General features: G+C 49.7%; 16 protein-coding genes and 1 tRNA gene. 9 read left to right on the forward strand and 8 right to left on the reverse strand.

What is annotated here, in order from left to right; all coding sequences use genetic code 11:
* Nucleotide 1: 1 nt before the first annotated feature.
* Complete coding sequence (gene ttcA, locus ABO04_RS01440; protein ID WP_160808827.1) at nt 2-949, reverse strand: tRNA 2-thiocytidine(32) synthetase TtcA; 948 nt, start codon at nt 947-949, stop codon at nt 2-4.
* Nucleotides 950-1,104: 155 nt separating this feature from the next.
* Between ttcA and ABO04_RS01445 the strand changes: the two genes are divergently transcribed.
* The 5 genes from ABO04_RS01445 to ABO04_RS01465 all read left to right on the forward strand — a co-directional run bounded on the left by ABO04_RS01445 (nt 1,105) and on the right by ABO04_RS01465 (nt 3,271).
* Complete coding sequence (locus ABO04_RS01445) at nt 1,105-1,557, forward strand: cupredoxin family protein (RefSeq protein WP_160808828.1); 453 nt, start codon at nt 1,105-1,107, stop codon at nt 1,555-1,557.
* Nucleotides 1,554-2,081, forward strand: coding sequence for a DUF411 domain-containing protein (locus ABO04_RS01450; RefSeq protein ID WP_160808829.1), 528 nt, complete (start codon nt 1,554-1,556; stop codon nt 2,079-2,081). The genes ABO04_RS01445 and ABO04_RS01450 overlap by 4 nt, the downstream gene beginning before the upstream one ends.
* Before the next feature lies 1 nt (nt 2,082).
* Nucleotides 2,083-2,568 (forward strand): cytochrome c, encoded by a 486-nt coding sequence (locus ABO04_RS01455; RefSeq protein ID WP_160808830.1) that lies wholly within the window; start codon nt 2,083-2,085, stop codon nt 2,566-2,568.
* A gap of 227 nt (nt 2,569-2,795) precedes the next feature.
* Complete coding sequence (locus ABO04_RS01460) at nt 2,796-3,032, forward strand: DUF3460 family protein (protein ID WP_160808831.1); 237 nt, start codon at nt 2,796-2,798, stop codon at nt 3,030-3,032.
* Between the two features lie 163 nt (nt 3,033-3,195).
* Nucleotides 3,196-3,271: transfer RNA gene (locus ABO04_RS01465), tRNA-Arg, on the forward strand.
* A 135-nt stretch (nt 3,272-3,406) separates the two neighbouring features.
* Here the strand turns inward: ABO04_RS01465 and ABO04_RS01470 are convergent.
* Genes ABO04_RS01470 through ABO04_RS12300 form a run of 3 tightly spaced genes read right to left on the reverse strand, consistent with a single transcriptional unit; the run spans nt 3,407 to nt 5,751 of the window.
* On the reverse strand, nt 3,407-4,675 hold the full coding sequence (locus tag ABO04_RS01470; RefSeq protein ID WP_160808832.1) for a hypothetical protein: 1,269 nt from the start codon (nt 4,673-4,675) through the stop codon (nt 3,407-3,409).
* Between the two features lie 53 nt (nt 4,676-4,728).
* Nucleotides 4,729-5,523: an FkbM family methyltransferase gene (locus ABO04_RS01475; protein WP_160808833.1), complete on the reverse strand. Its 795-nt coding sequence runs from the start codon at nt 5,521-5,523 to the stop codon at nt 4,729-4,731.
* Between the two features lie 24 nt (nt 5,524-5,547).
* A complete protein-coding gene (locus ABO04_RS12300; protein ID WP_160808834.1) occupies nt 5,548-5,751 on the reverse strand; it encodes a hypothetical protein in 204 nt (67 codons plus the stop codon).
* A gap of 262 nt (nt 5,752-6,013) precedes the next feature.
* Between ABO04_RS12300 and ABO04_RS01485 the strand changes: the two genes are divergently transcribed.
* Nucleotides 6,014-6,634 carry a phosphoribosyltransferase family protein gene (locus tag ABO04_RS01485; RefSeq protein ID WP_160808835.1) on the forward strand — a complete coding sequence of 207 codons (621 nt, stop codon included), beginning with the start codon at nt 6,014-6,016 and terminating at the stop codon, nt 6,632-6,634.
* A 122-nt stretch (nt 6,635-6,756) separates the two neighbouring features.
* On the opposite strand, the gene nadC is transcribed toward ABO04_RS01485, so the two are convergent.
* Nucleotides 6,757-7,608 carry a carboxylating nicotinate-nucleotide diphosphorylase gene (nadC, locus tag ABO04_RS01490; RefSeq protein WP_160808836.1) on the reverse strand — a complete coding sequence of 284 codons (852 nt, stop codon included), beginning with the start codon at nt 7,606-7,608 and terminating at the stop codon, nt 6,757-6,759.
* A gap of 36 nt (nt 7,609-7,644) precedes the next feature.
* Between nadC and ABO04_RS01495 the strand changes: the two genes are divergently transcribed.
* On the forward strand, nt 7,645-9,150 hold the full coding sequence (locus ABO04_RS01495) for an FMN-binding glutamate synthase family protein (RefSeq protein ID WP_240141363.1): 1,506 nt from the start codon (nt 7,645-7,647) through the stop codon (nt 9,148-9,150).
* A 44-nt stretch (nt 9,151-9,194) separates the two neighbouring features.
* On the opposite strand, the gene ABO04_RS01500 is transcribed toward ABO04_RS01495, so the two are convergent.
* Nucleotides 9,195-9,494 carry a hypothetical protein gene (locus ABO04_RS01500; protein ID WP_160808837.1) on the reverse strand — a complete coding sequence of 100 codons (300 nt, stop codon included), beginning with the start codon at nt 9,492-9,494 and terminating at the stop codon, nt 9,195-9,197.
* On the opposite strand from ABO04_RS01500, the gene ggt reads away from it, so the two are divergent.
* Nucleotides 9,493-11,259, forward strand: a complete 1,767-nt coding sequence (gene ggt, locus ABO04_RS01505; RefSeq protein WP_160808838.1) for a gamma-glutamyltransferase — start codon at nt 9,493-9,495, stop codon at nt 11,257-11,259. The two genes, ABO04_RS01500 and ggt, sit on opposite strands and share 2 nt — an antisense overlap.
* A 72-nt stretch (nt 11,260-11,331) precedes the next feature.
* Here the strand turns inward: ggt and ABO04_RS01510 are convergent, their stop codons facing one another.
* Together ABO04_RS01510 and ABO04_RS01515 are read right to left on the reverse strand one after the other, a co-directional pair.
* Complete coding sequence (locus tag ABO04_RS01510) at nt 11,332-14,748, reverse strand: adenylate/guanylate cyclase domain-containing protein (RefSeq protein WP_240141364.1); 3,417 nt, start codon at nt 14,746-14,748, stop codon at nt 11,332-11,334.
* A gap of 269 nt (nt 14,749-15,017) precedes the next feature.
* Nucleotides 15,018-17,105, reverse strand: a complete 2,088-nt coding sequence (locus tag ABO04_RS01515; RefSeq protein WP_160808839.1) for an AarF/UbiB family protein — start codon at nt 17,103-17,105, stop codon at nt 15,018-15,020.
* A 314-nt stretch (nt 17,106-17,419) separates the two neighbouring features.
* On the opposite strand from ABO04_RS01515, the gene clpB reads away from it, so the two are divergent.
* Complete coding sequence (gene clpB / locus ABO04_RS01520; RefSeq protein WP_160808840.1) at nt 17,420-20,011, forward strand: ATP-dependent chaperone ClpB; 2,592 nt, start codon at nt 17,420-17,422, stop codon at nt 20,009-20,011.
* Nucleotides 20,012-20,096 lie beyond the last annotated feature (85 nt).

Raw genomic sequence — 20,096 nt, forward strand, 5'->3', positions numbered from 1 at the left:
CTTATACCACCCCACCCTGGGCAGCCTCGGCATCACATCCAGCTTCCAGCTCAAAAACGGAATCATCGTCATGATCCATATCAACAACCGAGGCACCGGGAAAGGACTCTTCATCAAATGCCTTGTCACCTTCTTCAGTTGCGATACCGTGAGGCCTGATTCCGATAAAATCATATCGACTGGTATCCGCCAGGTGCGAAAGCTGAATATTCTGTAAGGCAGTGAATATTGTTTCAAGTCGCCCTGGATGTCTTTTATCCCATTGCTGCATCATTTCCTTGATTACCTGCCGCTGCATATTCGGCTGTGAACCACACAAATTACAGGGAATGATAGGAAACTGAATAAGCTGAGCATAAGCAGCCAGATCCTTTTCCTTACAATACGCTAACGGCCGGATCACCACATGACAGCCATCATCGCTCACCAGTTTGGGAGGCATTGCTTTCAGCTTGCCCCCGTAAAACATGTTCAGAAAAAAGGTCTCCAGAATATCATCACGATGATGTCCCAAGGCAATCTTGGTGGCACCCAGCTCAGTCGCCACCCGGTACAGCACACCTCTGCGCAGACGGGAACACAGGCTGCAGGTCGTTTTCCCCTCTGCGATCACCCGCTTTACAACACTATAAGTATCCTGTTCCACAATACGAAAGGGCATCTTTATTTCTGTCAGATAGCTCGGCAATACATGTTCAGGAAAGCCCGGCTGTTTCTGATCCAGATTGACAGCAATCAGCTCAAAATTCAATGGTGCATGCGCCTGTAGATTGCGCAGAATATCCAGCAATGCATAACTATCTTTGCCACCAGACAAACATACCATGACCCGATCATCCTTCTCGATCATGTTGAAATCAGCGATAGCAGTTCCAACAAGACGCCGCAATCGCTTGCGCAATTTGTTGGCGTTATAATCGGCCTTTCTGGAAAATGCTTCTGTAGCCATATTGGATTCCGGATATACGTGATAAAGAATACAAATGAAAACTAAATGAGGATAAATGGAATCAGAATGCAGAGAAATGTTCGTGTAGCATTAACATCTCTTCAGGCGAAACGACACCTGGTAATTCCGGTGTTCTGTCCACAACAGAGGAACATATGAAGACAACTTTGATCGTATCTCTCATACTTTCTTGTTTAGGATTCGCCGGTGCTTATGCTACAACAAACCACAGCCACGCGGCAATTGGTAAGCCTGGCGTTCAGGAAAACGTCACACGCACCATTAGACTCGAAGTATACGAATACCGCTTCTCACCCTCCGAGATCGATGTCAAACAAGGTGAGACCATCCGATTCATCGTCAAAAACACAGGGAAAAAGAAACATGAAATGATGATAGATACTATGCAACGTCTTAGAAAGCATGAAAAAATGATGCGCGAGCACGATCATGGGGCACATACTGAACCCAATCAAATAATACTCGAACCTGGTGAAGAAAAAGAGTTGATATGGCATTTCACTCAAACAGGGGCTGTTGACTTCGCTTGTCCAATCCCCGGTCATTTCAAAGGAATGCGAGGCAAAATCATTGTGGAGAGCAAATGAAAAAACAATTTAACAGATTCTTTACCCGTTCCTTGCTGACAATCGCACTAACAGGCATTGCCAGCACAGCAGTTGCTGCAACCATGGAAGTATATAAAAGCCCAACCTGCGGTTGTTGTGCTAAATGGGTGGACATTATGCGCGACAACGGATTTACCGTGAACATCCATGATACAGGTAATGATGATGCCAGAGCAGAAGCCGGTATCTCCACCGAACTGGGCTCGTGTCATACGGCCATGGTGAATGGCTATGCCATAGAAGGACATGTTCCGGTTGATGACATCAAACGTCTGCTGAAAGAACGTCCGAGAGCAGTCGGTCTGTCAGCCCCTGGAATGCCTCATGGCTCCCCCGGCATGGAAACCGGGCGTGTTGATTCTTATAATGTATTGCTGATCAGAAAACCCGGAGATAAACGCAGCGCAGCAGAAATCTATAACCAATATGGCCCGGGTAAATCGCAGCAAATAAATAAAACACCCGAGAACAGCACCACTGAATCAATTCTAAGACTTAAGTAACGTGATATCTGCAAGAGCCGTAGCGCTTATATCATTGCTGCTTATCGCCGCCTGTTCGGAACAGACTGATACCCATCCGACAGGCGGCAATACCCTGGATCGCATTCTTGGCAGAAACGTATCTCCGGAACAAATCACGCGCAATTTTGACCCTGACCAAATTGCGCGTGGCCAAATACTTTTCCAGAAAAATTGTGCGGTATGTCATGGCCGGAATGCAGAGGGTACTCCAGATTGGCGCAAGCCACTGGAAAACGGCAGATATCCGCCACCGCCACTCAATGGCACAGCACACGACTGGCATCATTCCACCGAAGAACTAAAGCGCTTCATACTGAAAGGCGGTCCTCCGGGAGAAGGACGCATGCCTGGCTGGGAAGGCATTCTTAAAGACCAGGAAATTGATGACATCCTGGTATGGATCAAGTCCCTGTGGCCGGATGAAGTCTATCAGGGCTGGTATACCAGAATCGAAAACAGACCATAATTTAACCCGGTGCAAGAATTCCGGGTTATTCGAAAAATCCAGTACAGCAATCGGATACAATGCATAAAATGTTCTATGACCGGACGATTAAAAGAATGCATTTCATAGAAACCCTCTAAAATTCGATTGCCCAGAACATCACTAAATCGAGAGGTCAGGTATCGAAATTTGCCTGAAAACAAATTTCTAACGATACTCATACATTAATTATTTTACGGATAAACGATATGGACTATTCCTACGAATCGGAGCACACAAAATTCATGCGGGAGTTGCTTGCCAGCCGACCCGACCTCATCAAGAAACAGGAAGAAGCACGCGCGATCTGGTGGGATAAAAAGGTCGATCGGGAAGCATTAAAACGCTTCAAGGAAGCTAGAACGCCACAAAAGAGCTATGTTTATTTTTCATGGCCGGAACCGACCAAGGAGCAGACGAAGCAGGAGAAAAAAACAGAGGAATAATTCCCGATAATATCTTTCTCTCCAATGTGCCCGAGCGACAATCGAAAGGTAATAGTATAATACCCACACATGTAACCCCCAATCCAATGTCATTTCAGACTGCCGTTCTCCAGACGCTTTGGGTACAGCATAAAACAGCAAATCAGTAAATCGTTTCCCTTACGCGCCCATAGCTCAGTGGATAGAGTACCGCCCTCCGAAGGCGGGGGTCGCACGTTCGAATCGTGCTGGGCGCGCCACACCCTTCCCGGTCAATGCCGTTGCTGAAGGCTGAGACGGTAAGCACTCAATGTGTGGGGATCGGCTCGTTGTTGGAAAGACTCTCTTTGAGGAAGATTGAAACCCGCCGGTATTTAACCTCGCCACACGAAAAATTATTTTCTCTCAGCCTGCAATTCCAACAATGCTACATAGTGGGATAATACGTCCTGGCCGGGAACATCCAACATTTCCTCAATGAAGTGCTGTCGATGCGATTCGATGTAATAAGACTGGTAACCGTTTGCAAGAAACTCACTTATTTTCTCATAAACATCATCACGACACCGCAGCTCGGTTTCCGGCATATATAGCGCTGCGGCAGAGCGGCCTGTATGCAAATAATCCGCAGCCAAGACAGGTTTTCCTACTCGAATGGCTTCATACGCAACCGAAGTCGCCAGATCGATGATGACATCAGCCCATGCCAGCAAATGCACAGAATGAGTCCCATCTTCAATCATGGTGACATTCTTGAGTCGCCGTAATGCGGCACTCTTCGTCAAGGATTGCTTCCAACCACCGCGGGTGTGCGGTTTAATCGCCAATTCCACACCAGGAAAAGCTGCGATCATTTGAACCACCTCTTCCACCTCCTCCCAGAATGTCGTGAAATTGGCTTTTCTCAAAAAAATCACAATTTTCAGTTGACTATCGGAACGTACCAATGGCGATGAAGGCATAAGGGTGACTAATTTAGTCAACCATTCCTCGCAGTAGCGCGGCGATCCTAATACAGTGAGTTTCTGATCATCCATAAAAGGACGAAAACGCTTGGCACACAATTCATTGGGCACAATGACCTTATCAAACATTCCCGCTGCTGAGAAAGATCTATCCGGCTTTAGTTGCCATTCACCACGCCTGATTAATTGACTCGCATGAGGACTATCACCGTGAGGAAGCGATACTGTTCCCAATCCTTGATTACGTGCTACGCCTACCAGAATTTCCACCCATTCAACACAGATTTCTGAATTTCTCTCAATCCAATCGAAAACAACCACCCCTTTCCCGAGATCGGGGAAGCTTCTCTCCAGCAAACGCCAGGTAGTGGACAACCAAATCGCTTCACGTCGTTTTGCGTTATACACATGTGCCAATAACTTGACGAGTGGCCCCAGAAATGATTGATACGAACTTCTAACAAGTAATAGTGTTTGTAAACGCCATTTCGTAAATTCCGAAAATGACAATAAATCCCGAAGATGAGCAAACCGAACACCATCCAGTTGTTTTAGAAACTCGATACGATAATCTCCATCAAACCGTTTCTTACCGATCATAACAATATCGCATACATAGCCACGTTCGATCCATTTAGAGATCACCGGCGTAATATGATCGATATCGTTATAGTGGCGTAGAAAAAAAAGGGCTTTCATGGTGACTTCATGCGTTTGTGAGAATTGATAGAAACGAAAAAATCCTGGAAATCTTATTTTTTCTCAAACACAAAACACGTCTCCCCCCAGTTCCTGGTTGATTTTTTCTTCAACTCGAGCCCCGCTTGCTTCATAATGGCCACAGCCTCTTGTTGTTCCACAGGCGTGCCCAGTTCAACGATAACGGACTTGAGATTGGGATGTTTTAAAACCTGCCCTGCTGCCTTAAGAATAGCGATTTCAATGCCATCGACATCAATTTTCAGATAGTTTGGGTAGGGAAATCCCCATTTCCCACAAAGATCGTCCAATGTCGCACCGAACATACCCTGAATATGAGAAGCAGGCCTCTTCATGGCAGCAAATGATTCCTCCCCAAATTGAGAACGATTCCCCCCTGGAATGAATTTGGGAACATACAATTTGGAAAATTCAGTTTTCCCCGACACCGCAATACAATACGCACTAATGCGATCTTTAAGATTGTTATAAAAAATATTTTTATTGAGCGCGTAGTAATTGTTACTTTGTGGCTCGAAGGCATATATCTCAACTTCACTGCTATATTTTTTCGCAGGATAAAGCGAATACTGGCCGATATTAGCACCGATATCAAAATAACATGAGCCCGGCTCAAAATCATCGATCCAGTCCAAGGTATCTGGCTCTTTGATGCTATAAGTCTTAGCCCGTTTGAGCACCCGCCAATGATCTACCGTGATCAGAATCGAATGTCCTCTGATATTGGTCTTAGTGTATCCCCCTTTAGCCCAGTAAGCGGCCACCACCAAATTTTTCAGAAAATCAACTGAAAAAATATACTTTACCGTAGCCCATAAAGATCGCATAAGTGCATTTACCCTATCAAAAATCTACCAACCGTCTCTATTGCCTTTGACACCACTCTCAAGCAAGACGATATAACGAGACAGCACATTTGGCCCGGATACATCGAGCATTTCTTTCAGGAAACGTTGCCGATGCGCTTCAACATAAAAATCATTACAACTTCCTGAAAGAAATTTATCTATTTTTTCATATACATCATCACGGCAACGTAATTCAGCTTCTGGCATATAAACCGCTATAGCGGAACGCCTGCATGTAGGTAATCTGCAGCTAAAACGAATTTCTTAAGCTTGGCAGCTTCAAACACCACGGAATAATGCAGCTATCATATGAACCACTGCATTTACTGTTTCCCAGAAGGTCGTAAAATTAGCTTTCCTCAGAAACATAATCTTACGCATAAAGGCAGACGCTCACCTCCTCTTTTATTATCCCAAACTCAGGTTCAGTGTAGGATACAAACATTGGCGTACTGTAAAGGAGTGAGAAATGTTTCAGGATCGCACGGAAGCGGCCGTTCAGCTGGCGAAACGGCTCGATGCCCTGCGCGGACAGAATCCGCTGATACTGGCGATTCCGCGGGGAGCGGTGCCAATGGCCCGGATCATCGCTAACAGACTGGAAGGTGAACTGGATGTCGTACTGGTACGCAAGCTGCGCGCACCGGGAAATCTGGAATTTGCAATCGGCGCCATTGATGAAACCGGGCAGGTCTATCTGGCCGATTATGCCGCTCACAGTGGAGCCACCCCTGAATACATTGAAACTGAAAAGGCTGTTCAGCTTGAATCGCTGCGTAAGCGACGAACATGCTATACACCAATTCGACCGGCTATCGATCCGCAAGACCGAATCGTGATTGTAGTGGATGACGGTCTGGCGACCGGCGCCACCATGATTGCAGCGTTGCATGCTGTACGTATCCAGCAGCCGCGGAAGCTGATATGTGCGGTGCCAGTCGCACCCGCTGACACGCTTGCCCGCATCCTCCCCCTTGCAGATGAGACCATCTGCCTGGAAACGCCCCCGCAATTTCATTCGGTAGGGCAATTCTACCGCGCATTTCCACAGATCGATGATCAGGAAGTGATCGCTGCTCTAACAACGTAACAAAGAAACACCCTATCGGATTGAAGAGCAACCATAACAGCCTCAGCACAGAACCCCGATAACATCCGACCACTTCACGTCTGATCAGGTTATGCATCAAATCCCAGTGAATTGAACGGTCTTCAAACAGTTCCGGAGAAACGCATGGATAAATCGGCGGCCTGTATATCCTTGGTCAGGCTGCCGATTGAAATCCGGTTCACCCCTGTTTCAGCTATCGCACGCACAGTATCAAGCGTAACGTTGCCGGAAGCTTCGAGTACAGCAGCTGCACCCGAAAATTGTCGGTTATACGCAACGGCGTCCCGCAGACCGGCCAGATCAAAATTATCCAGCAGAACCATGCGTGCTCCGGCAGACAGGGCTTGTATCAACTCATCCTGCGTTTCCACCTCAATCTGGATAAATACGCCGGGCGGTGCGATTTTGCCAGCCCGATGCAAAGCAGCTTCAATACCGCCGGCAGCAATAATATGATTTTCCTTGATCAATATTCCATCATAGAGCCCGGTACGATGATTGACCCCTCCCCCACACCGCACGGCATACTTCTGCGCAAGGCGTAATCCTGGCAAGGTTTTACGGGTATCGACAATCTGTGCGTCCGTGCCTGCAACCGCTTCGACAAATTTCCGGGTACGTGTCGCCACTGCGGAAAGCATCTGCAGAAAATTCAATGCTGTACGCTCTCCGGTTAGTAAAGATCGGGCCTCACCACTAAGCACACACAATGTCTGACCGGCCCGAACCCATTGCCCATCCTTGACTTGCCAGTCAACGCTGACAGACGAGGATAACTGGCGGAAACTTTCATCAAACCACGGCGCGCCGCAAACAATAATGGCTTCGCGGGAAATTACTTTCGCATCAAGCTGTTTTTCAGCCGGGACGAAAGAAGCAGTCAGATCACCGGTACCAATATCCTCATCCAGTGCGGCACGAACCTGACGGCAGATTGCTTTGTTCTGTAACATACGATTCAATTTTAGATAATCAAGGAGCCATACATCATGTCCGACAGTATGACCAATCTGACCCATCTGATTATTTTCAGCTTTGGTACCGTTCTGGGACTGATCGCAGTCGGCGCTCTCGTAGCGTTCTTCATTCGTGATGTCACCCAGAAGAAACATACCATTTTGCGTAATTATCCCATTATTGGACGGCTGCGCTATTTTTTTGAAACCCAGGGTAAATATTTCCGCCAGTATTTCTTTGCGGGTGACCGTGACGAAATGCCGTTTAATCGCGCTACCCGAAGCTGGATATACAAAAATGCCAAAAACAAAGGCGGTACGGTTGGTTTCGGCTCCACTTATGATTTAAGCAAGCCGGGCGCATTTATCTTCACCAGCAGTGCCTTTCCCATCCTGGAGGAAGATCAGTTGCCTGTTCCCGCTGTTATTATCGGTGAAGGCTATTGCGATCGACCTTTTCTGGCCAGATCCATTATCAACATCAGTGGCATGAGTTTCGGAGCTATTTCAAAACCTGCTGTACGTGCCCTTTCACTCGGCGCAGCCAAGGCCGGATGTTGGCTGAATACCGGCGAAGGCGGGTTATCACCCCATCATCTGGAAGGCAATTGTGACCGCATCATGCAAATAGGCACTGCAAAATACGGCATCCGTGACGAATACGGCAACTTTTCTCCGGCCCGTGCCCGGGAAATTGCCCGGTCTGTCAACGCATTTGAAATCAAGCTTTCTCAGGGCGCAAAACCCGGATCGGGAGGCATACTTCCCGCCTGCAAGGTGACGCCGGAAATCGCCGCCATCCGGGGAATCCCTCCCTACCAAACCTCCATCAGCCCTAACCGACACCATAACATCAGTAATATCGAAGAACTACTGGATCGGATCATTTTTGTCCGTGAATTAACCGGGCGGCCAGTTGGAATCAAAATGGTTATTGGTGGCTGGTATTTCATCAACGAGCTGTGTAATGCGATTCTGCGTCGCGGCTTGGAATATGCACCTGACTTTATGACAATTGATGGTGGCGAAGGCGGCAGCGGTGCGGCGCCACAAACACTGATTGATCATGTCGGTCTGCCGATTACCGAAGCACTGCCACGCGTTGTCGATTCCCTGATCGAATCCGGCCTGAAGCAGCGTATTCGTGTTATTGCGTCTGGCAAACTGGTCACCCCTGCACAAGGGGCATGGGCATTATGCGCCGGCGCAGATTTTGTCAATACCGCACGCGGATTCATGTTTTCTCTAGGCTGCATTCAAGCAATGCGCTGCCATCTGGATACCTGTCCCACCGGCATCACCACACATAATCCACGATTACAACGCGGTTTGGTCGTAGAAGAAAAATATCTGCGTGTCGCCCATTACGCGACCAACGTCAACGGTGAAATCAATATGATCGCCCATTCCTGCGGGCTGCGTCATGCTCGTGAACTGCGCCGGGAGCATATCCGCATTGTGGAAACAGCCGGCAAGAGTACTGCGCTGAACATGCTGCATCCTTACCCTGAGACAAAGAATAAAACTACTTCAATTTGAGAAACTATTAAGTTATCAAAATACCTTGATCAATAAAATCCAATCTATAGGGTACATGGAATGAGATTATTATATTTACCAGCCGCACTAATTATGACTTTGGCATTCCCCGGGGCATACGCAGAAGAATCGCTGAATGTCTGAGACAGAAAGCCAAAAACCGGGCAAATGAAACCTGTGACACAACCAGGGACAAGATTTCTGAAATCAAAAATAAAATTGATTAAATTTCCTTTCATCACCGGCCCTACTGCTGCCTGCAGGCATGAGGTAATTCCCTCATCCGAATCGGCAGCAATCTCCTCAAAAAAGCACGCTGAAAACGGAGGATCATATTTGTTCATGCATACCCTCTTCCTGCTGCTAAGCCACTTTTCCCTGATCCTGCTGACGGCATGCAGTACTGCTCCCGCTGTTCCACCGGCAAATATTCCATCTGCATCACAGACCGTGGCGACAGCAACGACCTACGACTGGGATATGGATATATTCCATCCGGTTGTGGCACGTCACGGCATGGTGGCAACCGAACAAAGACTGGCTTCCGGAATCGGGCTGAATATCCTCAAGGCCGGTGGCAATGCCATCGATGCCGCCGTAGCGATTGGTTTTGGCCTGGCAGTAACACTGCCCAATGCAGGCAATATTGGTGGTGGCGGCTTCATGCTGATTTATGATGCCAAAACCGGGCGATCAACTGCACTGGATTTTCGTGAAACCGCTCCGACAGCCGCCAGTCGCGATATGTATCTGGACATGGCCGGAAATGTTATTGAGGGCAAGTCACTTTTCAGCCATGCGGCGGTCGGCGTTCCAGGCACCGTTGCCGGAATGACTCATGCACTGGAACGATGGGGCTCCATGTCTCTGGCAGAGGTAATGCAACCGGCAATCGCATTGGCAGAGCAAGGTTATACGGTAAGTGAAACCCTTGCCAAGGGATTACAGTACGCTGCCGGTAATATGAAAAAATGGCCGGCTACCCAGGTAATCTTCTGGAAAAATGGCACTCCCCTGAAAGCCGGTGACATGCTGGTGCAGAAAGATCTGGCAAATTCACTGCGGTTGATCGCGCGCGACGGCGCCAAAGCATTTTATGAAGGAGAAATTGCGCACAGGATCGCCGCCGACATGACTAATAACGGCGGCCCGATAACGCTTGCGGATTTGAAAAGCTATCACGTGATTGAGCGAACGCCGGTACATGGTATTTATCACGGTTACGAAATCGTTACCATGCCCCCCCCTTCTTCGGGCGGCATCCATCTGGTACAAATGCTCAATATGATGGAACACTGGCCACTCAGAGAGTGGGGGCATAACAGCGCTCTGGTCATCCACCATATGACTGAAGCTATGAAACTGGCTTACGCAGATCGATCCGAATATTTGGGAGATCCGGATTTTACCCGGATCCCACTTATCGGTCTGACCAGCAAATCCTATGCCGAGACGCTGCTGTCACACATTAACCCGGATCACGCCCGCTCTGCGGACGACATCAAACCTGGTCAGCCGCAACCTCATGAAAGCAACCAGACCACTCATTTTTCAGTGGTTGATTCGGCTGGCAATATGGTTGCCGTCACTTATACGCTCAACACTAATTTCGGCAGCGGCATTGTTGTACCAGGCACAGGCATTGTGCTCAATAACGAAATGGATGATTTTTCGATCAAACCAGGGAGACCCAACGTCTACGGTGTCATCGGTGGCGATGCCAATGCCGTTGAAGCAGGCAAGCGACCTCTTTCATCCATGACCCCCACCTTTGTCTTCAAGGATCGCCAGCCCAGACTGGTTACCGGCAGCCCTGGTGGGCCACGCATTATTACTACAGTTCTGCAACAGATCGTAAACAATATCGATTTTGCCATGAACCCTGCTGAAGCGTCATCGGCTGCACGATTTCATCACCAGTGGACACCGGATGAATTGCGGATGGAAAAAGGCTTCTCACCCGATACCTTGCGGCTTTTGCAGGAGAAAGGCCACAACATCGTTATCAAGCCCACCATGGGCCGTACCCAGACCATCCAGTTACAGAATAATGAACTCTGGGGTTACTCCGATCCGCGCAATCCAGATGGAGCAGCCATGGGGTTCTAGGAACCTCACTTCATACATCCGTATGCCTGCATCCTGAATACTCGCTTCGACACTCCAGTTCCAATAACGATTTCACACACCAAGTTGTTCAAGAACTGTTTTCGCTTCAATCAAGTCGAGGTTGTCGGCACATTCACCGAATCTGGAGTACACAGCATTCAAGATGCGTTTGGCATCCTCCGTTTTATTGAGTTTTTTCCAAAGCCTCGCCAGGCTCGTGGCAGCTCGAAGTTCAAGCATTGTTGCATGCTGATTCTGCGCGATCTTTAAGGCTGCACACAAGCACTCTTCTGCTTCCCGGACTGATTTACCGGATTGCCCCAGCAGCAGTTCGCCTTTCAGTCGAAATAATTCTGCCTGCCAGAACAATGCTCCTTCAGTAACAGCAAGATTCTGCGCTTCCTCAATAGCAACCAGGCCTTCATCGATTCTATTCCTGCGTAAATAGACCTCTGCCAGCAACGCCAGAGTACAAGTGTCATGGATACGCGCTCCTGTGGCCCGGGTAGCGGAAAGTCCGTCCATCAATTTGGCGATACCTTCCTCCTGCCCGGTGTCGGCCAGTGCCCAGCCCTGCGAGGCGGTCGCCCATGCCAATCCTAATTCAAACGAGTATTGTGTTGAAATTGCGATTGCTTCATTGGCGATCTCCAGTGTTTTCTCCGCGTTGCGGGCACTGGAATAAATCCAGGCAAGAAAAATGAGCGTAAAAACGCGCGTAAATGGATGCTCCAACTCTCTCGCCATACCCATCGTCTCCAGTGCCAGCGCTCCAGCCTGATCGACTTCACCCAATATCCATAATGTTCTGGCCAGCAGAATCCGCGCGGTTATTCCAGAATCCTGACCATAGAAAAAAGCCCGTGAATAATGTTGATTTGAATCATCCAGAGATTTTGCAGCGAGCAACTGGGTTTTGGTCTCGTCAAACCGGCCAAGGTAGAAACAGCTTGCACCCAAGGCATGGTGAGCTTCAATCAGCAGCTCGGGGCTTTGCTCGCGGCGAGCCAGCGCAAGAAGTTCCTCGGCCAGGCTATGCGCATTGGCGAGTTGCCCTTTGACCAGATGAAAGACCCACAATCCCCGAATAGCCCCGAATTGATGCATGGAACTGCTATTTTCTTGCAGCAGATCCTTCGCTCTCCGATAATTGTGTTCTGTTTCGTCAGATGCATATCCTTTGACGGACAGCAACGGGACACCGCGTGCAAGCAAGAGCTCCAGCTCCAGCACATTTCGCTCCGGGTTTTGTGGCAGCTCCTTCAGCAGCTCCAGTGCTCGACTAAAATGATTGAGCGCTTCGATACTGGCTGACCGCTTCACATCGCGTCGAGCCGCACGATGATAATATTCAATCGCCAAACCAGCTAATCCCGCCTGTTCATAATGATAAGCCAAGAGCTCCGGCTCTGTGCTCACCCGTTCGGGGAACCTGCTTTCCAGAGTTTTGGCAATACGGGCATGAAGCGCGCGCCGGGATTTCCTGGGCAGCATGTTGTAGGCAGCCTCCTGAACCAGCGCATGCTTGAAATAATAGGTTGCAAGAGGGATCTCGCCTTCTTGAAGCACCAGTCCGGAAGCAACAAACAGATCAAGTGCATTCTTCAATTCGCTATCCGGCACTTCCATAATGGCCTGCAATAGCTCGTAAGTAAATTCACGCCCTATTACCGCACCGGTTTGAACGATTTCCCTAGCTGCCCCCAACCGATCCACCCGCTCCATGAGCAGAGCCTGCAGACTGTCCGGGATAGGCAATTCTTTTAACGGATCCTTCAAGGTAAATGAATCGTTCCCCTCAGACAACAATTCGGATCCAAGTACATTTTCTGTCAACGTTTCGATATAAAGCGGTATGCCATCGGCCTTGGCCAGAATCGCCTGCTGTACTTCAGGCGGAAGCACTTTTCCGCCTGCCATCATCGCAACGAGTTCAGCGCTATGTCGGCGTGGAAGCCGGCAGAGTGTCAAAGATGTTACGTAACTGTATTCTGCCCATGCCGGCTTGAAGCCAGGTCGGCATGTGATCAGCAATAACACACGCATCTGCCGGATACGGCCAATGATCCGTGTTATGAGTTCCAGCGTGGTTGGATCAAGCCAATGGGCATCTTCCACAATGAATAATTGGGGACAGTGATCAGCCAGCCTTTGCAGATGCTGCACAAGCGCATCCAGTGTCATGTCTTTACGTTTTTCAGATGACACATTCAGGGATGGGTCGCGATGATCTCCCCGGATCGAAAGCAAATCTGCCAACAGTGAAACAGTTTCCGGGTCATCAATTCCACTTTCAGTGACCAGGGCATCAAGCTTGTTCAGTTGTACCTCAGCATTGTCCTGACTTGTCAATCCTGCTGCCTGCCGCAAAAAATTGATCGCCGGATAGAGCGCCGTATTCGTGTGATACGGTGAACATTGAAATTGAATCGTCTCGTGCTGCTCATCTGCAAGGTGGTCGCACAAGCTACAAGCGATTCTCGATTTCCCGATGCCAGCTTCGCCGTTTAAGAGCACGACCTGTCCTTCGCCACTGACAGCCTCACGCCAGCGGTCCAACAGGAGTGCAATCTCCTGTTCCCTGCCCACGAGTTTGGCCAACTGGCCGGATCGATAGGACTCAAACCGGCTAGCTGATGGCTTAATGCTCAGAACCTGCCAGGCTTGAACAGGGGTGTCAAACCCTTTCAGTGAGGAAACACCAAGATCCGAAAGCTCGAATTCATTTCCGACAAGCCGTTTTGTCGCCAGATCGATGATCAACTGACCGGGTTTGGCCAGCGTCTGAAGACGGGCGGCAAGATTCGGGGTTTCGCCGAACACCGATCGTTCTTTCGCGATATCCTGTCCGATGAGCTCACCGACTACGACTGTACCGGTAGCAATCCCGATTCGGGCAGCGATACTTAGCTGCGGATGGGGATTGTCCAGAATAAACGCCTTCACTGCATCCAGAATAGAGAGGCCGGCATGTACCGCCCGTTCCGCATCGTTTTCATGGGCATGAGGATACCCGAAATAAGCCAGTATCCCGTCTCCCATATATTTTGCGACATAGCCATCGAGCTGGCCAATCACCTGGCTACAGGCACCTAGAAACTGCCGGATCACATCCTGGAGATCTTCAGGATCCAGCTGGCAGGATAGTGCTGTCGAATCTACAAGATCACAAAACATCACCGTCAGTTGGCGACGTTCCGCCTGATTTCGTTCGAGAGAGAACGATTGCTCTTCCGAAACAACACCAGCAGGTACGGATTCCGGATTCGCAATTGCGGCACTCTGTGGTAATTGTGCGATCGCACGCAAGAGTATTTTCCGATGTCCCAGTAAGACACCCAATGCCTTCAGATCGCCCTCATTCAGCTCGGGCAAAACATCCCAGGTGATCGCGTTGTGCTCAAACAATTCGTGATATACACTGAGGCCAAGGCTATCCAGCCATGTTGATACAGGATCATTCATCATAGCAGTGCTGATGGTGGGCATCCGGTCGACTCGTTATGAAATAACATTAAGCGCAGAAAGTTGCGCATCGCGGATCGTATTTCTTCAATTGATAACAAACCCATGATGGAGAGTGCTTCCATGAGTACAATATCTAAGAGGTCTTTGACTCGAAAAATAGAACACTGGTTGATAGGTACGACAATGGCGGTCATCGCCTACCTGATCGAGAAAGCCGTCTTACATTCAATCAAGCGCAGTGACACAAAATCTTCGACACAAGATAATTCTGCATCGTAAACTGTTTTATCTCAATGTCCTCGCAACAGATCGATAATCAGGCCAAGAATTAGCAGACCTGCAACCGCCCCAAACGTTACTGGCACCCACTCGGCAACAACAGTTGACGTAGTTGTGAGCCCGCTAGCCAGGACACTTGCCGCAGCAGTCAGACCAAGCGCCAATCGTCGTCCCGTGTGACGCACGATATCCTCCAGCGAATTGGCCTTGAAGTTCACTACAAGTTTTGGGCCACCCGGACGGACACCGACAAGATTTTCAAGTGCTTCGATCATGCGCGCAGTCCGTACCTTCAGCTTCTGTGATTCATACATAAGTGTTTTTGGATTGAGTGCAGTACCGACGCGTTTGATCATCAGGCGCGTCAAGTACTTACCTGCCACCTCGTAAGGATCAAGTGTCGGATCGAGCTCGGCAGTCGCCAGCTGTACCTGCGCAAGCGCTTTGGTGGCGAGCGTGAGCGAAGCCGGTAATGGCACCCCGTTCCGTAACGAGACCGTGCTCATTTCTTGCAGAAGCGGCCCAATCTGCATCTCGGCAAGCGAGGCAGCACGATATTTTGCCATCACCTCCCCGATCTCGCTCTGGAAACGGGCCATATCGAAATCACTGTTATTGACGGTATTTGTCATCATCAATGTGACATCGGTGAGAAATCCAGCATCTTCCCGCCACAGAGCCATCAGCATTAACAAAAGATGCTCGCGAAGATCAGCTTCTACTGCGCCGACCATTCCGAAATCGAGAAAATAGATGGAATTTTTCCACCACATCAGGTTGCCTGGATGAGGATCAGCATGAAAGAAACCATCGACAATAATCTGCTTGTAGTAGCTCTCCAACAATTGGCGAGCAGCCTGGATACGCTCTGAGCCGGCCGGTGCCTGCTTGATCGGAATGCCCTGGATTTCTTCCATCACCAATAATCGGGACGTGGACAGATCCCAGTGCACTCCAGGTACTGCAAGGCGATCATAGCCTGCAAGCACCGTCCGCATCCGCTCGATATTGTCGGCCTCCTGACGGAAATCGAGTTCACGATGGAGCGAAGTAGAAAGATGTTTGAACACATCCTCCATATTGATCACCTGATTAAGCGCAGGACGCTTCCCGACTTTCTCCGCAAATATTTTGAGCAGGGCGAGATCCTGTTCGATATCAGCACGAGCGGTGGGGCGTTGAACTTTAACCACGACCCGGTCACCGGTTTCGAGTACTGCACGATGGACCTGAGCAATCGTGCCAGCAGCGAGGGGTTTCGGATCAAACGACTTGAATACATCCTCCCACGGGACACCCAATTCCTGTTCGGAAACCTGCACGACCTCGCTCTCGGACATTGGTGGGACGCGAGACTGCAACAGGACAAGCTCCTCAATGTATTCGGCTGGCAGGAGATCCGGGCGGGTTGACAACACTTGTCCGAGTTTCGAGAATATTGGGCCCAGCTCTTCCAGGGCGCCGCGTAAACGCCTGGCCTGCTGGCGGCGGATGGATATATCTGGTTCGCCGGATTGACCAAACAACTCCGTGAGGCCATGTTTTGCCATTACGGCTGCAATATGCGCAGCGCGTGCTGCCAGCCGAGGCTCAAAAGACGGAGCTTCATCCTTGGACAGATAAGCTCGCTCCGGACTCGATACACGCTCACCAATAGCATGCGCAGCATTTACAATAATCACGGTACAGTGAGCATTGTGACTGATACGATTGGGTATATTACCGAGCAAAAACTCTTTTCGACCTGCCATGCCAAGATTACCCACCACCAGAACATCGACTGCTTTCTGCTCAGCAGCGCGGACGATCGCCAATGCCGGATCAGCATCCATAACAACCAGGGCATGCCCGCGATCTCCTGCAATTTGCTGCGCAAAGTGCGCCAGGTCATTATTGGCAGCAACAACACTTGTTTGTTCGGACTCGCCGAATTCCGTGGCAGATGGATATTTCGGTACTATCACCTGTATCATGAATAGCTCTGCGTCGTAGCGGTCTGCCAGTTCGGCAGCCCACTGAACAGTCCGGTCAGCAGTTTCAGAACGGTCAGTGCCCACCATCACGCGCCGTATGACACTACTCTCCAGAGAATTTTTCATAAATAAATGAGCCGTTAGGTTAGTAAGGCGGTCGTTATTACAAGAACAATTATTGCAGCTGCATAAGGTTTTTATGGCCTTTATGGATACTGTCGCTATTGATCCAACCTCATGTAGCAAAATGATGCTGAATATACCATCTATGAACTGCAATCAATCATTTGAGCTTTACTATACCACCTCATCCCCTACAAATATTCGTATTCAAGAGATAACGTACAACCTATTCCAGAAATCCAGCAAGCAGTCGGGTTGAAATTTCATAGTTACCCCATATAAATAGGGACATTCCAATCTTTATTTCAGGAGACACCATGCGGTTTGACAAATTCACCACCAAGTTACAGCAGGCGCTCGCCGATGCGCAGAGTATGGCACTGGGGCAAGATCATTCGTACATCGAACCGCAACATCTGCTGCTCGCACTGATGCAACAGGAAGACGGCAGCATCACTTCTCTACTGCAGCGTGCCGGTGTCAATACCCAACCATTGCGCCAGGCACTGGCACAGAGTCTCGAACGCTTGCCAAAAGTGGAAGGTACCGGCGGGGAAATCAATGTTTCCCGGGATCTGGGCAATTTACTCAATCTGACTGATAAAGAAGCACAAAAAAGAGGAGATCAGTACATCGCGTCGGAAATGTTCCTCCTATCCGCACTGGAGGACAGGGGAGAAACCGGGCGACTGCTGAAGCAATACGGCGCTACACGTGCCGCGCTGGAGCAGGCAATCGATTCTGTACGTGGCGGAGAAAAGGTGATCGATGCTGAGGCGGAAGGCAGCCGCGAAGCACTGAAAAAATACACACTGGATCTGACCGAGCGCGCCCGTTCAGGCAAGCTGGATCCGGTGATTGGCCGTGATGATGAAATCCGCCGGACGATTCAGGTGCTGCAGCGGCGCACCAAGAATAATCCGGTTCTGATTGGCGAACCGGGTGTTGGTAAAACTGCTATTGTGGAAGGACTGGCGCAGCGCATCGTCAATGGTGAAGTGCCCGAAACACTGAAGAATAAACGGGTATTGTCACTGGATATGGCAGCACTGCTGGCGGGCGCCAAATACCGTGGCGAATTCGAGGAACGGTTGAAAGCTGTACTAAAGGAACTGGCACAGGATGAGGGCCGTACGATCGTGTTCATCGATGAACTGCACACAATGGTAGGAGCAGGCAAGGCAGAAGGCGCGATCGATGCCGGAAATATGCTCAAACCGGCACTGGCGCGCGGAGAATTGCACTGTGTCGGAGCCACCACGCTGGATGAATATCGCAAATATGTCGAAAAAGATGCCGCACTGGAACGCCGCTTCCAGAAAGTGCTGGTCGGTGAACCTGACGTAGAGGCGACGATTGCCATTCTGCGTGGCCTGCAGGAGAAATACGAGCTGCATCACGGCGTGGAAATCACCGATCCGGCCATTGTGGCAGCCGCCGAGCTCTCGCACCGCTATATCACCGACCGCTTCCTGCCGGATAAGGCCATCGATCTGATCGACGAAGCAGCGGCACGCATCCGCATGGAACGGGATTCCAAACCGGAAGTAATGGACAAGCTCGACCGGCGCCTGATCCAGCTGAAGATCGAACGCGAGGCGGTCAAAAAAGAAAAGGATGAAGCTTCGAAAAAACGCCTGGCGCTGCTCGAAGAGGAAATCGACAAACTCGAGCGTGAATATGCGGATCTGGATGAAATACTGAAAGCGGAAAAATCCCGCGCACAGGGCTCACAGGAAATCAAAGAAGAACTGGATAAACTGCGGCGCGAGGAAGAAGCTGCACGGCGCAAGGGTGATTTGCAGCGGGCCTCGGAGCTGTTGTACGGCCGTATTCCGCAGCTGGAAGCACAGCTGGCGGAACAGTTGCATCACGATGAATCCGCTGAAGAAGCTGCGCAGCCGAAATTATTCCGCACCCAGGTGGGCGCCGAGGAAATTGCCGAGGTAGTTTCGCGTGCAACCGGCATTCCGGTTTCCAAGATGATGCAGGGGGAACGTGAAAAACTACTGTTCATGGAAGACAAGCTGCATGAACGTGTCATCGGTCAGGATGAAGCGGTACGGCTGGTTTCCGATGCGATCCGCCGTTCCCGTTCCGGGCTGGCTGATCCTAATCGCCCCTATGGATCTTTCCTGTTCCTGGGGCCAACCGGTGTGGGCAAGACTGAGCTGTGCAAAGCGCTGGCTGGCTTCCTGTTCGATTCCGAGGAACATCTGATCCGGGTAGACATGTCTGAATTTATGGAAAAACATTCGGTCGCACGTCTGATTGGTGCGCCACCAGGATATGTTGGTTATGAGGAAGGCGGCTATCTGACCGAGCAGGTACGGCGCAAGCCCTATTCTGTCATTTTGCTGGATGAAGTGGAAAAAGCACATCCGGATGTGTTCAACGTTCTGCTTCAGGTACTGGATGATGGGCGGATGACGGATGGCCAGGGACGCACGGTGGATTTCAAGAATACAGTCATCGTCATGACTTCCAACCTGGGTTCACAGATGATTCAACAGATGAGTGGCGATGATTACCAGGTTATCAAGCTGGCGGTAATGGGCGAAGTTAAAACCTATTTTCGGCCGGAGTTTATTAACCGCATCGATGAGGTGGTTGTTTTCCACGCGCTGGATGAAGCACACATCAAATCGATTGCCCAAATCCAGCTGAGTAACCTGGGGGGTAGATTGGCGCAAATGGAAATGAAGCTGGTGGTTTCGGAATCAGCGCTTGCAAAACTGGCTGAAGCTGGTTTCGATCCGGTATTCGGTGCACGTCCGCTGAAGCGTGCTATTCAGTCTCAAATTGAGAATCCACTGGCAAAAGAGTTACTTGAGGGCCATTTCTCTGCTGGAGATACTATCCTGGTTGAATACAATAACGATGGCATGCAATTTTCAGCACAACATTGAACCAGACGCGTGACCAACAGTTGAAATTGAATGAAATCAGACTATTTCGGGTAGAATAATGATTGTTATTTTTTATGCGGATAAA

Origin of the sequence: Nitrosomonas sp. HPC101 (genome assembly GCF_009833125.1) — a bacterium.
GTDB lineage: Bacteria > Pseudomonadota > Gammaproteobacteria > Burkholderiales > Nitrosomonadaceae > Nitrosomonas.

Coding starts and splice junctions, on each gene's coding strand:
- ttcA (WP_160808827.1), bottom strand. CDS start 949: ATGGCTACAGAAGCATTTTCCAGAAAGGCCGATTATAACGCCAACAAA.
- ABO04_RS01445 (WP_160808828.1), top strand. CDS start 1,105: ATGAAGACAACTTTGATCGTATCTCTCATACTTTCTTGTTTAGGATTC.
- ABO04_RS01450 (WP_160808829.1), top strand. CDS start 1,554: ATGAAAAAACAATTTAACAGATTCTTTACCCGTTCCTTGCTGACAATC.
- ABO04_RS01460 (WP_160808831.1), top strand. CDS start 2,796: ATGGACTATTCCTACGAATCGGAGCACACAAAATTCATGCGGGAGTTG.
- ABO04_RS01470 (WP_160808832.1), bottom strand. CDS start 4,675: ATGAAAGCCCTTTTTTTTCTACGCCACTATAACGATATCGATCATATT.
- ABO04_RS01475 (WP_160808833.1), bottom strand. CDS start 5,523: ATGCGATCTTTATGGGCTACGGTAAAGTATATTTTTTCAGTTGATTTT.
- ABO04_RS12300 (WP_160808834.1), bottom strand. CDS start 5,751: ATGCCAGAAGCTGAATTACGTTGCCGTGATGATGTATATGAAAAAATA.
- ABO04_RS01485 (WP_160808835.1), top strand. CDS start 6,014: ATGTTTCAGGATCGCACGGAAGCGGCCGTTCAGCTGGCGAAACGGCTC.
- nadC (WP_160808836.1), bottom strand. CDS start 7,608: ATGTTACAGAACAAAGCAATCTGCCGTCAGGTTCGTGCCGCACTGGAT.
- ABO04_RS01495 (WP_240141363.1), top strand. CDS start 7,645: ATGTCCGACAGTATGACCAATCTGACCCATCTGATTATTTTCAGCTTT.
- ggt (WP_160808838.1), top strand. CDS start 9,493: ATGCATACCCTCTTCCTGCTGCTAAGCCACTTTTCCCTGATCCTGCTG.
- ABO04_RS01500 (WP_160808837.1), bottom strand. CDS start 9,494: ATGAACAAATATGATCCTCCGTTTTCAGCGTGCTTTTTTGAGGAGATT.
- ABO04_RS01510 (WP_240141364.1), bottom strand. CDS start 14,748: ATGCCCACCATCAGCACTGCTATGATGAATGATCCTGTATCAACATGG.
- ABO04_RS01515 (WP_160808839.1), bottom strand. CDS start 17,105: ATGAAAAATTCTCTGGAGAGTAGTGTCATACGGCGCGTGATGGTGGGC.
- clpB (WP_160808840.1), top strand. CDS start 17,420: ATGCGGTTTGACAAATTCACCACCAAGTTACAGCAGGCGCTCGCCGAT.